The organism is Streptomyces sp. NPDC101490, from assembly GCF_044767145.1.
Classification (GTDB): domain Bacteria; phylum Actinomycetota; class Actinomycetes; order Streptomycetales; family Streptomycetaceae; genus Streptomyces.
On the sequence record NZ_JBIWNI010000041.1, the window covers coordinates 13,997 to 27,522 of the forward strand.

Sequence of the window (13,526 nt, forward strand, 5' to 3'; positions counted from 1 at the left end):
ACCACTGCAAACCGCTGCTAGTGTCGGGCGCCTGACAGCCCCGGCACGCGAACGGCGTACCAGGGTCCGTGCCCTAATCGGGAGACACCCCATGAAGGTTCTGATCACCGGCGGTGCCGGATTCATCGGCTCGACCATCGCCTCGGCCTGCCTCGACGCCGGTATCGACGTCGTGATCCTGGACGACCTGTCGACGGGCCGCATCGAGTTCGTCCAGGGCCGGACCTGGTACCGCGGCGACATCGCCGACGGCGACGTGATCGACCGAGTCTTCGCCGACCACCCCGACATCGACGCCACGATCGGCTGCGCCGCGAAGATCGTCGTCCCGGAGTCCGTCGCGGACCCGCTCCACTACTACACCGAGAACGTCTCCAAGGGCCTTGCGCTCCTCGGGCACCTGATCCGCAACGGCTGTGAGCGGTTCCTGTTCTCCTCCTCGGCCGCCGTCTACGAGGCCGGGCAGGGCATCACCGAGACGGCGCCGCTCAACCCGATGAGCCCGTACGCCCGGACGAAGGCACACTTCGAGAACGCCCTCGAGGACATCGCCACCGGGACGCCGCTGCGGGCCGTGTCCCTGCGGTACTTCAACCCGATCGGCTGCGACCCGAAGTTCCGCTCCGGTCTCCAGGTCACGCAGCCCACCCACGCCCTCGGCGTCATGATCGACGCCTACCGCGCCCACCGCCCCTTCCCGGTCACCGGCACCGACTGGGAGACCCGTGACGGCACCGGCATCCGCGACTACGTCCACGTCCACGACCTCGCCCGCGCCCACATCGAGACCGTCCGCCGTTTCGACACCATCACCTCCAACGACGCCGACGGCCCCGCGCCCTACCGCGTCATCAACCTCGGCTCGGGCACCGGCACCACCGTCCTCGAACTGATCACCGCGTTCGAGAACGTCACCGGCCAGCCGCTCGCCACCGAACTCGTCGGGCGTCGGCCCGGCGACAACGCGGGCGCCTACCCCGACATCACCCTCGCCGCGGAACTCCTCGGCTGGGAACCGGCCCTCACCGTCGAGGAGGGCATCTCCGACTCCCTCGCCTGGAACACCATGCGTTCCGTCGCCCTCACCCAAGGAAGTGACGAATGACCCCTCCGCCCTTACGGGACGCCCGCCCGGCGACGAGCATCCTCGTCGCCGGGTACGGCGCCCTGACCTCAGGGATCCTGCCCCATCTGGCCGGACTCCCGGACACGGCCGTCACCCTCACGAGCCGTCACCTCACCATCTCTCCGCATCCGCTGGTCCCGCTCGTCCGGCCCGAGGACATCGGCGGGGACCGCCCCGACGTGATCATCGGATGCTTCGCCGACGACGACCACAGCCGGGCCTTCTGGCACCACACCCGTACCGTCGCCGCCCTCACCGCCAACAGCCCCGCGTGCATCGAGCTGTCCACCATCAGCCCCATCTGGGCCGAGGAGTGGCACCACCTCCTCCAGGGCCATGGCGCGGTGCCCGTCGAAAGCCCCGTGACCGGCAGCCGCCCCCGCGCCCGCGCGGGGACCCTGACCGCGTTCATCCACTCGGCGACCGTGGACCCGCGTGCAGAACGGGTGGTGGAAGCCTTCACCCACAACCGTCACCTGTTCAACGCCCCCGGTCACCCGGCCAGGTTCAAACTCCTCTACAACGCGTGGGGCGCGGCGATCCTGCACTCCCTCGGCGTCTACGCCAGGCTCCTGCCGCAGCTCCTCGGCGAAGACACGGCCACCGCCACCGAGATCATCACCACCGACGGGTGGATGTCGGTCATCGCCTCCGCGAAACTCGGCCGCGTCCACCGCGGCGACTACAGCGACCCCGACTTCGCCGCCACCCACATGGCCAAGGACCTCCGCTACGCCCGCGACCTCCTGGGCGACCTCCCGCTCCTCGGCCTCACCCTGGAGGCGTTCGAAGAGGCCTCGGCGGCCCACGGCCCGTACGCCGACTTCACCGCCGTCGGCGCCCCGGCGACGTCATGAGGGCGGCCGACCTGCCCGCGCTCCGGGCCCACCTGCGTGTCGCGCTCGCCGCCACCGACGGAGTGTCCGTCGCCCTGTCCGGATCTCTCGCCCGCGGCGACTTCCGCACCGGCGACGACGGGACGATCAGCTCAGACCTCGACCTCATCGCCGTTGTCGCCCGCGCCACCGACGTCCCCGCCACCCGTCGCCAGATCACCCCCGTCCTCCAGGACGTCACCGACCGGTTCGCGATCGACGCCACCGCCGCGATCACCCTCCTCGACGCCTACCGGCGCGCGCCGGGCGCCGCGTACGTCACCAGCATGGCGGGCCATCCCTTCCTCACCGACCCGCTGCACCTCGGGCCCGTGCTCCAGCCCGCCACGCGCCGCCCGGCCGAGCGCCTGCCGTGGCTCATCCAGCCCGTCACCTACTACCTGGCCAAGGCGTCCCACGAGAACCCGGGCACCAACCTCGCCAAGGCCCGGCGAGCCACCCTCCACCTCACCGCCCACCTCGGGCTCGACGGCGCCGAGGCCCTGCGTGACCTCCCGAGCGCCGTACGGGAGGTGTCCGACCGCCACGACGTCACCCTCCTGCCGTCCTCCGCCGCGTACCTGAACGCGCCCACCGCACCGGGCCGGTTCCATGCCGTCCGCGACCTGGTGTTCATGGAGAACCAGGGGATCCCCTTCGCCGACTCCGCGCTGGCCGCGCCGCGCCGCCACCAGCCGACCCAGGAGGTCTCGTGAGCCGCCTCGACATCTCGATCCTCCCTCCCCACCCTCCCAGCGCCGGATACGACCGCAGTCTCGCCCGGGGCAGCATCGCCGACGACTTCCAGCGCCGCCTGGAGCCCGCGAACTTCAACCCGGGCTTCTTCGCCGCCCTCATCCAGCGGACCGAACACGCGCTCGCGGACACACCCGGCGTCCCTGAGCTGCGCTACCAGCTCGCGTTCCTCCTGCTCCAGAACAACACCAGCCCCGCCCTCGTCGAGAGGGCCGCCGAACTCCTCACCCACAACCCCCACCCCGGAACCGAGAGGCTCCAGACGCTCATCGACGGCATGCGTCAGCGCACGGCCAAGGCCGCCACAGCGGGTCCGGGACAGGTACGCAGAGTGAACTGGTCGATCCACAACCGCTGCCCCATGGCCTGCCGGGGCTGCTACAACGCGTTCGTCGACGGGCAGGTCACCTACGACCAGGCGACCGTCATCGTGGACAAGCTCGCCGCCCACGGCGTCATGGACGTCGTCCTCGCCGGAGGCGACCCACTTCTGTGGACGCCCGTCCTCGACGTCATCGACCACGCGGTCGGCGCCGGGCTCAAGGTCGCGCTCGACACCACCGGCTACACCCTCACCGAGGAACGGCTCACACGCCTCGGCCGACTGGCCTCCCTCCGCCTCCCCCTGGACGGCACCACCCCCCAGATCCAGCGAGCCTTCCGCCGCAGCAAGGACCGGCACCTCACCCGCGCCCTGAACGAGTCCCTCGACCTGTGCGACCGGACCGGCTTCCACAAGGTCCGCGTCCACACCGTCGCCTCCCGCGCGAACCTCCACGACCTCGCGGCCATCGCCGACAACGTCCTGCGCCACGACTGCGTACGCCAGTGGGTCGTCTTCCAGTGGTGGGACCGCCGCGCCACCGCCGCGCTGCGCGAGGAACTCCACATCGACGCCGACTCCATCCGCGCGGAGATCACGAGGATCAAGGAGAAGTACCCCGAGGCCGACATCGTCCTCGCCGACACCGCCGTCCGTGAGTTCCTCAACTGGATGATCCTCAGCAGCGGCCAGGTCGTCACCTTCGGATCCGGTCCCGACGAGGAGTTCATCCTCGGCAACCTCCTCACCGACGACATCACCACCATCGCCGGCCACCCGATCCTCGACCACCAGGCCATGAACCGCGGAATGCCGGTGACGCCCCGCCGCTGACCCTCTGACCTGCCTCTTCCTCTACGGGCTTCCGGCAATGCCAGAGCCGGACCTCGCGCGCACGGCCCGTGGCCGCCCACACCGCGACCACATCGAAGACCGCGCGCCGAGGCCCGGAGCGGGCCGGTCCATGGAAGGGGCCGGGCCCCGGAGCGGGATTCCGCGACCCGCCCCCCCCACCACCATCCCGCCCCGCCTCGCCCCGCCCCCGAAGTCGTACCCCCCTCAACCGATCGGCTGATGCCGTTCCGAGCGGGATGGTCGATGGTCCGGGGTGCGGCGGGCCGGAAAAGTGGTGGGCATGAACGCGATCGAAGTACGGGGACTGCGCAAGACCTACGGTGACCGGAGGGTCGTCGACGGGGTGTCGTTCGAGGTGGGGGAGGGGGAGGTCTTCGGGATCCTCGGGCCCAACGGGGCCGGGAAGACCACCACCGTGGAGTGCGTCGAAGGACTGCGGGTGCCCGACGAGGGGCTCGTCCGGGTCTGCGGGCTCGACCCCGCCGTCCGGCGCGCGGACCTCACCCGGGTCCTCGGCGTCCAGCTCCAGGAGAGCGAGCTCCAGCCCAAGCTGACCGTCCGCGAGGCCCTCGACCTCTACGCCTCCTTCTACCCGAGGCCCGCCGACCGGCACGCCCTCGCCGAACGCCTCGGTCTCCTCCCGCACCTCGGCACCCGGTTCGCCCAGCTCTCCGGCGGCCAGAAGCAGCGACTGTTCGTCGCCCTCGCCCTCGTCGGCGACCCCCGCGTCGTCGTCCTCGACGAACTCACCACCGGCCTCGACCCGCGCGCCCGCCGCGAGGTCTGGGAACTCGTCGAGTCCATCAGGGACAGCGGCGTCACCGTCCTCCTCGTCACCCACTTCATGGAGGAGGCCCAGCGGCTCTGCGACCGGATCGCCCTCCTCGACAGCGGCCGGATCGCCGCCCTCGACACCCCCGAAGGGCTGATCGGACGCGCCACCGCCGCCAAGGCCATCTCCTTCGCCGCCGACACCCCGCTCGACCCGGCGGACCTGCGCGCCCTGCCCGGAGCCGTCTCCCTGACGAGCGCCGACGGCCGGACCGTCCTCGGCGGCAGCGACGAGACCGTCACCGCCTTCGTCTCCCTCCTCGCCCGCCGGGGCGTCACCGCCGGACAGCTCCGCGTCAGCGACGCCAGCCTCGACGACGCCTACCTCGACCTGACAGGGACCGACCACCGATGAGCACTTCCACCGCCCCGCCCCGCTCCGCGACCACCGCCGTCCTGCGGACCGAGACCCGGCTCTTCACCCGCGAACCCGGCTCCCTGTTCTGGGTGATGGCCTCGCCGACGATCCTCCTCGCCATCCTCGGCCTGATCCCCTCCTTCCGGGAGGCCAGCGCCGACCTCGGCGGACGCCGGACCATCGACGTCTACGTCCCCGTCGCCGTCCTCTTCGCCGTCGTCATGTCCGGCCTCCAGGCCATGCCCCCGGTCCTCGCCGGATACCGGGAACGCGGCATCCTGCGCCGGATGTCCACCACCCCCGTCCGCGCCGGGACCCTCCTCACCGCCCAGCTCGTCCTGCACGGCGCCGCCGCGCTGCTGTCCGCCGTGGTCGTGATCACGGTCGGGCGGCTCGCCTTCGGCGTCGCCCTGCCCGGCAACCCGGTCGGCTACGCCCTCGCCCTGCTCCTCGCCGTCGCGGTCGGCCTGGCCCTCGGCTCCGCCGTGTGCGCGGTCTCCCGCACCCAGAAGACGACCACCGCCGTCGGCACGCTCGTCTTCTTCCCCACCATGTTCACGGCCGGAGTGTGGGTGCCGGTCCAGGCCATGCCCGATACCCTCCAGCAGATCGTCCGGTTCAGCCCGTACGGCGCCGCGTCCGAGGCCCTGGACGCGGCCGGTTCGGGCGGCTGGCCCGGCCTCGCGGCGCTCGCCGTGATGCTGGTGTGGACGGCGGTGCTGACCGGCGCCTCGGTGCGCTGGTTCCGCTGGCAGTGACCGCGTGCGCGGCGCGCGCGGAAGGAACGGCGGCGCGCCCCGCGGGTCCCGCCGGGACCGTACGGCGGACACCGCCCGGGACGAGGGGGACCATCACCGTGCCGACCGACACCGTGGGCCTCTGGCTGCTGTTCTTCCGCTGGGGGCCGTACGCGCTCCTCGCCGTCGCCGCCGCCATCGCCGCGGCGACCGCGCCGCTCTTCGCGGGCGGCCGGGGAGCCGACCCGACCGGGCCGCTGGTCGCGGCGGCGGTGCTGCTCCAACTGCTCTGGGGCCTGCACACCCGCCGGACGGCCGCCCGGCGGGGGGCCGGGACCCCCGGCGACCGGGTCAGGCTGCCCGCCGCCGCGCCCGGCGCCACCGGCTACTTCCTGCTGCGGACCGCCCTCGCCTTCGTCCTCACCTGGTGCAACCCGTTCTTCGCGATCTACGCCTGCCTCGGCTACTTCGACGCCATGCACCTGCTGCCCCGGCGGCTCGGCCACGCCGGGCTCCTGGTCACGGCCGTCACCATGGCCGGTTCGCAGTCCGGCGGGCTGCCGCCCGGCTCCCCGGTCCAATGGGTCGCCTTCGGCGGCCTGTTCGGGCTGAACGCCTGCCTCGTCGTGGTCTTCGCCCACCTCAGCGAGAAGGAGGACGAGAAGGCCGTCGAGCGGAACGCGACCATCGACGCCCTCGCCCTCGCCAACGGACGGCTCGAACAGGCCCTCGCCGAGAACGCGGCCCTCCAGGCCCAGCTCCTCCTCCAGGCCCGGGAGGCCGGGATCGCCGACGAGCGGCGCAGGCTCGCCGCCGAGATCCACGACACCATCGCCCAGGGCCTCGCCGGGATCGTCACCCAGCTCCAGGCCGCCCAGGCCACCTCGGGGCCGGAGGCCGCCGAGGTCCACCTGCGGCGGGCCGCCGACCTCGCCCGGCACAGCCTGGGGGAGGCCCGCCGCTCCGTGCAGAACCTGAGCCCGGCCGCCCTGGAGCACGACGCGCTGCCCGACGCGCTGCGCAAGACGGTCGCCGACTGGGCCGAACGGACCGGCGTCCAGACCCGGTTCACCGTCACCGGCACCGAACTCCCGCTGCACGAGGAGGTCGCCGCCACCCTGCTGCGGATCGCGCAGGAGGCCCTGTCCAACGCGGCCCGGCACTCCGGCGCCGCCCGCGCCGGAGTCACCCTCTCCTACATGGACGACGAGATCACCCTCGACGTACGGGACGACGGCCGGGGCTTCGACCCGGCCGCCGGACCCGGACGCACCGGCCCCGGCGGGCCGTCCGGCGGCGGTTTCGGGCTCGACGGCATGAGGGCGAGGGCCGTGCGGCTCGCGGGCTCCGTCACCGTGGAGGCCGCCCCCGGCGAGGGCACCGCGATCTCCGCCCGCGTACCGTTGGCCCTGCCATGAAGGACATCACCCTGCTGATCGTCGACGACCACCCCGTCGTACGGGACGGGCTGCGCGGCATGTTCGCCGCGCCCGGCTCCGGCTTCCGGGTCCTCGGCGAGGCCGCCGACGGGGTCGAGGGCGTCACGCTCGCCCTGGCCCTCGACCCCGACGTGGTCCTCATGGACCTGCGGATGCCGGGCGGCGGCGGTGTCGACGCCATCGCCGAACTGGGCCGCCGGGGCGCCAGATCCCGGGTCCTCGTCCTCACCACGTACGACACGGACACCGACACCCTCCCGGCGATCGAGGCGGGCGCCACCGGCTACCTCCTCAAGGACGCCCCGCGCGAGGAGCTGTTCGGGGCCGTACGGGCCGCCGCCGAAGGCCGTACCGTCCTCTCCCCGGCCGTCGCCTCCCGCCTGGTGACCGCCGTCCGGACGCCCGCCGCCCCGGCCGGCGGCGCCGCGCTCTCCGCCCGCGAGCGCGAGATCCTCGCCCTCGTCGCCCGGGGCACCGCCAACCGGGCCATCGCCGCCGAGCTGTTCATCAGCGAGGCCACCGTCAAGACCCATCTCACCCACATCTACGGCAAGTTGGGAGTGAAGGACCGGGCGGCGGCGGTGGCCGCCGGATACGACCGGGGCATCCTGGGAGGCTCCTGACCCCCCCCGGTCCGACGCCTTCCCCAGCCTCCGACCCCCCGGTCCGACGCCTTCCCCGGCCCTTGCCCCCCGGGCCGACACCTTCCCCGGCCCCTGCCCCCCGGTCCGACGCCCTCCCCGCCCCCGACCCGCGGCCCGCCCGCCGCGACCCCGCGCGGAGAGTCAAGGAGTCGTGCGCCGTGGGTCAAGGACAGGGCCGGGGGCGTGGACAGACACTGTTCGCACACGCGGGACCGCCGCACGGGGGTGTCAGGGCGGGCCCGCGGCACGGGTGCCCGTGCGGACCGCGCCCCGGCCCGCAGGGGACGACACCCGCCCCGTCCGGCCACCGCCGTCGCGCCGCGGTGGCCGGACGGGCGTAGGCCGTGTTCCGGAAGTCCCGCCTGCCCGGCGGGCAGACGGCGCCCTAGTCCTCGACCCGCAGCAGCACCACCGACCGCGCCCCCACCGGCAGGACCGAGCCGCCCGCGTGGCGGGTGCCCGGCGCCCCCGACTGGTCCTCCCGCCCGGTGTCCACGACCAGCCCGTACGTCCGCGCCCACGGCGCTCCCGGCAGCCGGAAGTCCAGCGGACGGGGGCCCGCGTGGAGGACGGCGAGGAAACTGTCGTCGACCACCTGCTCGCCCCGCTCGTCCCGGCCCGGTATGTCCCGGCCCGACAGGTAGAGGCCGAGCGTCGCGGTGGGCGCGTACCAGTCGGCGTCGGTCATCTCGGTGCCCCCGGCGGTGAACCAGGCGAGGTCCCGCAGCCCGTCCGCGCCCTGCGGACGGCCGGAGAAGAAGGCCCGGCGGCGCAGCACCGGATGCCGGTGGCGCAGGGCGAGGAGCCGCCGGGCCAGCGCCAGGAGCTGGGCCCGGCCGGGGTCCTCGGGGAGGGTCCAGTCGACCCAGCCGGTCGCGTTGTCCTGGCAGTACGCGTTGTTGTTGCCGCCCTGGGTGCGGCCCATCTCGTCCCCGGCGACCAGCATCGGGACCCCGGTGGAGAGCAGCAGGGTGGTGAGCAGGTTGCGCTGCTGCCGCAGCCGCAGCGCGTTGGTCCCGGGGTCGTCGGTCTCGCCCTCGGTGCCGCAGTTCCAGGACCGGTTGTCGTGGGTGCCGTCCCGGTTGCCCTCGCCGTTGGCCTCGTTGTGCTTGCGCTCGTACGTGACGAGGTCCCGCAGCGTGAAGCCGTCGTGGGCGGTGACGAAGTTGACGGAGGCGTACGGGCGGCGCCCGCCCCAGGCGTACAGGTCGCTGGAGCCGGAGAGCCGGTAGCCGAGGTCCCGCACATCGGGCAGCGCGCCCCGCCAGAAGTCCCGTACGGCGTCCCGGTAGCGGTCGTTCCACTCGGTCCACAGCGGCGGGAACGCCCCGACCTGGTAGCCGCCGCTGCCGACGTCCCACGGTTCGGCGATCAGCTTGACCCGGCGGAGCACCGGGTCCTGCGCGACGACCGCGAGGAACGGGGAGAGCATGTCCACGTCGTGCATGGAGCGGGCGAGCGCCGCCGCCAGGTCGAAGCGGAAGCCGTCGACGCCCATCTCGGTCACCCAGTACCGCAGCGAGTCCGTGATGAGCCGGAGCACCTGCGGGCGCACCACGTGCAGGGTGTTCCCGCAGCCGGTGTAGTCGGCGTACCGGCGGGCGTCGTCCTGGAGCCGGTAGTAGCCCCGGTTGTCGATGCCCTTGAGGGAGAGGGTGGGGCCGAGTTCGCCCGCCTCCGCCGTGTGGTTGTAGACGACGTCGAGGATCACCTCGATCCCGGCCGCGTGCAGCGCCCGCACCATCCGCTTGAACTCGCCGACCTGCTGCCCGCCGGTCCCGGACGAGGAGTAGCCCGCGTGCGGGGCGAAGTAGCCGATCGAGTTGTAGCCCCAGTGGTTGCGCAGTCCGCGCCGCAGCAGATGGTCCTCGTGGGCGAACTGGTGCACCGGGAGCAGTTCCACCGCCGTCACCCCGAGCCGGACGAGGTGCTCGACCGCCGCCGGGTGGGCCAGCCCCGCGTAACTGCCCCGCAGCCGTTCGGGGACGCCGGGGTGGAGCCGGGTGAAGCCCTTGACGTGCAGTTCGTAGATGACGGAGTCCTGCCAGGGCGTCTTGGGCCTGCGGTCGTCGGACCAGTCGTCGTCGTCCTGGACGACGACCCCCTTGGGGACGTACGGCGCCGAGTCCCGCTCGTCGCGGACCGTGTCGGCGACGTGCTGGTGCGGCCAGTCCCGGACGTGCCCGTACACCTCGGGCGGCAGCGTGAAGTCGCCGTCGACGGCCCGCGCGTACGGGTCGAGGAGCAGTTTCGCCGGGTTCCAGCGGGCGCCGGTCCACGGGTCCCAGCGGCCGTGCACCCGGTAGCCGTACCGCTGCCCGGCGCCGGTCCCGGGCACGAAGCCGTGCCAGATCTCATGGGTCAGTTCGGTCAGCGGCAGCCGCCGTTCGGTGCCGTCGGGGTCGAACAGACACAGCTCGACGGCCTCCGCGCCGCCCGCCCACAGGGCGAAGTTGGTGCCCGGGACGCCGTCGGGGCCGGTCCGGCAGCGGGCCCCCAGCGGGGTCGGCGCCCCCGGCCACACCGGTGGCGCGGGCCGCTCCCCGGCCCGTCCCCGTACCGCTTCCTGCTCGGCTGCGCTCGCCACCGTCCCGGCCTCCCGCGGCTCGTCGGGCCCGCGCCCGGGGGAGCGGCGGCGTCCCGGCCGCCGCCCCCCTCGGGCGGTCCTCCCCCTGTTCTGCCCGCGCGGCCGTCCTCCCAACATGACCCGTACGCACGTTTCCCCCGGAGGGTGGCGGTCGTTGGGCCGCACGTGACATGTCTATGGAAGCGGGCGGGGCGCGCCCTCGCGGTGGCGGGACTGGTGGCGGGCCTCGCGGGCTGTACGGGGGCGGACGGCGGTGGTGGCTTCGGCATCGGTCTGCCGGGTGCCGGGCGGGCCCCGGGTGACGTCATCCGGGTGAGTCCGGACGACGGCGGGCGGGGGGTGCCGGCCGAGGGCCCGGTGGAGGTGCGGATCGACAGCGGGCGGCTGGAACGGGTGAAGGTCGCGCAGGTCGAGGACGGGCTGCGGGCCGAGGTCGCCGGGGAGATCTCCGCCGACGGGCTGCGCTGGCGGCCCCGGCCGGACACCCGGCTCGCGCTGGCCGCCAAGTACAGCGTGGACGCGGTCGCGCTGGACGCGCACGGGCGGCGCTCCGCCCGCCACACCACCTTCACCACGGTGGTGCCCGAGAGCCGCTTCATCGGCTACTTCAAACCGGAGAACCGGTCCACGGTGGGCACCGGCATGATCGTCTCCTTCGGTTTCAGCCTGCCGATCGTGAACCGGGCCGAGGTGGAGCGGGCCGTCCGGATCACCTCGGACCCGCCGGTGGAGATCGTCGGCCACTGGTTCGGCAAGGAGCGGCTGGACTTCCGGCCCGCCACCTACTGGCGGCCCGGCACCCGGGTCACCGTCGAGCTGGGTCTCCGGGACGTCGAAGGGGCGCCCGGGGTGTACGGCATCCAGCGCAAGACGGTCGGCTTCACCGTCGGCCGCTCCCAGGTGTCCCTGGTGGACGCCGCCGCGCACACCATGGAGGTCCGGCGGGACGGCGAGGTCCTGGCGACCCTGCCGATCACGGCGGGCGCCCCGAAGACCACCACGTACAACGGGAAGATGGTCGTCACCGAGCTGTACGACGTGACGCGGATGGACGGGCGCACGGTCGGTTTCGGCGGCGAGTACGACATCAAGGACGTGCCGCACGCGATGCGGCTCACCGACTCGGGGACCTTCCTGCACGGCAACTACTGGGCTTCGGCGGACACCTTCGGCTCGGCCAACGTCAGCCACGGCTGTGTGGGGCTGCGCGACGAGAAGGGCGGCAGCGCGGACGCCCCCGGGGGCTGGTTCTTCGACCGGACGCTCATCGGGGACGTGGTGGAGGTGGTCAACTCGCGGGACCGGACGGTCGCCGCGGACAACGGCCTCGGCGGCTGGAACATGGAGTGGAAGGCCTGGCGGGCGGGGTCCGCGCTGCGCTGACCCCGCCTCCCCTCCGCCCGCCTCGTACCGCCCGCACCGCCCGGCACGGGCGGCCTTCCGTACCGGTCGATCGGGACGGAACGGTGACATTCACGAGGATCTTTCGTGTCCTGCGGTGTGATTGTCTTGCGGCTGGTGCGCGGGTCGAGCGCACCGGGGGTGGGCCCGTGACGTGACCGGGCCCTGCGAGGGGAGACAACCACAGTGAACGGGCAGCCGATATCGGGGGCGTCGGTGCGGGCCGGGCGGCGCGGGGGCGTTCGTCTGAAGGCGCTGACGGCGGGGGCGCTGCTGGTGCTGCTCACCGCCTGCGGCGGTGGGGAGACGGTCGGCGCCGACGGGGGCAAGGCCCCGGCGGCGCAGGGCGGCGGACAGCAGGAGAACACGGCCTCGGAGGCGGTGGTGACGATCCTGCCGAAGGACGGCGCCGACTCGGTCGCCACCAGCGGGGTCCTGAAGGTCACCGCGGCCCAGGGCAAGCTGAGCACGGTCACGGTCGCCGACTCCAAGGGCACCGAGATCGAGGGCAGGATCGCGGCGGACGGTGCCAGCTGGTCGCCGGTCGCGCATCTGTCGGGCGGCACCCAGTACAAGGTCCACGCCGTGGCGAAGGACTCCGCGGGCCGTGAGTCCGCGAAGGACACCACCTTCACCACCCTGGTCCCGAAGAACACCTTCATCGGCCACTACACGCCGGAGGACGGTTCGACCGTCGGCGTCGGGATGCCGGTCTCCATCAACTTCACCCGGGGCATCACCGACCCGGAGGCCGTCGAGAAGGCCATCAAGGTGACGGCCGTGCCGTCCGTGCCGATCGAGGGCCACTGGTTCGGCAACGACCGGCTCGACTTCCGCCCGGAGCAGTACTGGGCCGCGGGCACCAAGGTGACCGTGCACCTGAACCTGGACGGCGTCGAGGGCCGCCCCGGCGTCTACGGCAAGCAGAAGAAGACGGTCACCTTCACCGTCGGCCGCCGTCAGGTCTCCACGGTCGACGCGAGCGCCAAGACGATGAAGGTCGAGCGCGACGGCAAGGTCATCAGGACGATCCCGATCACCGCGGGCGCCCCGTCCACCACCACGTACAACGGTCAGATGGTCATCAGCGAGAAGTACAAGGTGACCCGGATGAACGGCGCCACGGTCGGGTTCGGCGGCGAGTACGACATCAAGGACGTGCCGCACGCGATGCGCCTGTCCACCTCGGGCACCTTCGTGCACGGCAACTACTGGGCTCCGTCGGGCACCTTCGGCTCCTCGAACGTGAGCCACGGCTGCGTCGGCCTCCGGGACGCCCGGGGCGCCGGTGACGGCTCGATGCCCGCCGCCTGGTTCTACGACCGCTCGCTCATCGGTGACGTGATCGTCGTGAAGAACTCCAAGGACAAGCAGATCCAGCCGGACAACGGCCTCAACGGCTGGAACATGCCGTGGTCGGAGTGGATCGCGTAGCGCGATCGCGTACGTCGGTCGCGCGGGGCGTGCGCGCCCGGCCGGGGGGGGGGGGGGGGGGGGGGCACCCCCCCCCCCCCCCCCCCCGCCGCCCCCCCCCCCACACCCCCCCCACGGCAAAAAAACAAAGAAGGCACCGGGGGGGGCCACCACACGGCCCG

At 73.1% G+C, this 13,526-nt stretch carries 11 protein-coding genes; 10 read left to right on the plus strand and 1 reads right to left on the minus strand.

Annotated features, from left to right (window positions below; genetic code table 11):
- Positions 1-91 precede the first annotated feature (91 nt).
- From galE to ACIRQY_RS34775, 8 genes are all read left to right on the plus strand, one after another.
- A complete protein-coding gene (gene galE / locus ACIRQY_RS34740) occupies positions 92-1,105 on the plus strand; it encodes a UDP-glucose 4-epimerase GalE (RefSeq protein ID WP_403932581.1) in 1,014 nt (337 codons plus the stop codon).
- Positions 1,102-1,983 carry an NAD(P)-binding domain-containing protein gene (locus ACIRQY_RS34745; RefSeq protein ID WP_403932584.1) on the plus strand — a complete coding sequence of 294 codons (882 nt, stop codon included), beginning with the start codon at positions 1,102-1,104 and terminating at the stop codon, positions 1,981-1,983. Before galE ends, ACIRQY_RS34745 begins: the two co-directional genes overlap by 4 nt.
- Positions 1,980-2,717 carry a hypothetical protein gene (locus tag ACIRQY_RS34750; RefSeq protein WP_403932587.1) on the plus strand — a complete coding sequence of 246 codons (738 nt, stop codon included), beginning with the start codon at positions 1,980-1,982 and terminating at the stop codon, positions 2,715-2,717. Before ACIRQY_RS34745 ends, ACIRQY_RS34750 begins: the two co-directional genes overlap by 4 nt.
- Positions 2,714-3,913 carry a radical SAM protein gene (locus tag ACIRQY_RS34755; RefSeq protein WP_403932590.1) on the plus strand — a complete coding sequence of 400 codons (1,200 nt, stop codon included), beginning with the start codon at positions 2,714-2,716 and terminating at the stop codon, positions 3,911-3,913. Before ACIRQY_RS34750 ends, ACIRQY_RS34755 begins: the two co-directional genes overlap by 4 nt.
- Before the next feature lie 301 nt (positions 3,914-4,214).
- On the plus strand, positions 4,215-5,120 hold the full coding sequence (locus ACIRQY_RS34760; RefSeq protein ID WP_403932594.1) for an ABC transporter ATP-binding protein: 906 nt from the start codon (positions 4,215-4,217) through the stop codon (positions 5,118-5,120).
- The gene (locus tag ACIRQY_RS34765) at positions 5,117-5,881 is read left to right on the plus strand and encodes an ABC transporter permease (RefSeq protein ID WP_403932597.1); all 765 of its coding nucleotides are present in this window, start codon (positions 5,117-5,119) and stop codon (positions 5,879-5,881) included. The genes ACIRQY_RS34760 and ACIRQY_RS34765 overlap by 4 nt, the downstream gene beginning before the upstream one ends.
- A 98-nt stretch (positions 5,882-5,979) precedes the next feature.
- A complete protein-coding gene (locus ACIRQY_RS34770) occupies positions 5,980-7,278 on the plus strand; it encodes a sensor histidine kinase (protein ID WP_403932600.1) in 1,299 nt (432 codons plus the stop codon).
- Complete coding sequence (locus ACIRQY_RS34775; RefSeq protein WP_403932603.1) at positions 7,275-7,922, plus strand: response regulator; 648 nt, start codon at positions 7,275-7,277, stop codon at positions 7,920-7,922. The genes ACIRQY_RS34770 and ACIRQY_RS34775 overlap by 4 nt, the downstream gene beginning before the upstream one ends.
- 406 nt (positions 7,923-8,328) lie before the next feature.
- On the opposite strand, the gene glgX is transcribed toward ACIRQY_RS34775, so the two are convergent.
- Complete coding sequence (glgX, locus tag ACIRQY_RS34780; protein ID WP_403932606.1) at positions 8,329-10,530, minus strand: glycogen debranching protein GlgX; 2,202 nt, start codon at positions 10,528-10,530, stop codon at positions 8,329-8,331.
- A 144-nt stretch (positions 10,531-10,674) separates the two neighbouring features.
- On the opposite strand from glgX, the gene ACIRQY_RS34785 reads away from it, so the two are divergent.
- Both ACIRQY_RS34785 and ACIRQY_RS34790 read left to right on the plus strand, forming a co-directional pair.
- The gene (locus tag ACIRQY_RS34785; protein WP_403932609.1) at positions 10,675-11,913 is read left to right on the plus strand and encodes an Ig-like domain-containing protein; all 1,239 of its coding nucleotides are present in this window, start codon (positions 10,675-10,677) and stop codon (positions 11,911-11,913) included.
- 204 nt (positions 11,914-12,117) lie between these two features.
- Entirely contained in the window at positions 12,118-13,365 is a 1,248-nt protein-coding gene (locus ACIRQY_RS34790; RefSeq protein ID WP_403932612.1) for an Ig-like domain-containing protein, read from the plus strand.
- Positions 13,366-13,526 lie beyond the last annotated feature (161 nt).

Coding starts and splice junctions, on each gene's coding strand:
- ACIRQY_RS34750 (WP_403932587.1), top strand. CDS start 1,980: ATGAGGGCGGCCGACCTGCCCGCGCTCCGGGCCCACCTGCGTGTCGCG.
- ACIRQY_RS34745 (WP_403932584.1), top strand. CDS start 1,102: ATGACCCCTCCGCCCTTACGGGACGCCCGCCCGGCGACGAGCATCCTC.
- ACIRQY_RS34760 (WP_403932594.1), top strand. CDS start 4,215: ATGAACGCGATCGAAGTACGGGGACTGCGCAAGACCTACGGTGACCGG.
- ACIRQY_RS34775 (WP_403932603.1), top strand. CDS start 7,275: ATGAAGGACATCACCCTGCTGATCGTCGACGACCACCCCGTCGTACGG.
- galE (WP_403932581.1), top strand. CDS start 92: ATGAAGGTTCTGATCACCGGCGGTGCCGGATTCATCGGCTCGACCATC.
- ACIRQY_RS34765 (WP_403932597.1), top strand. CDS start 5,117: ATGAGCACTTCCACCGCCCCGCCCCGCTCCGCGACCACCGCCGTCCTG.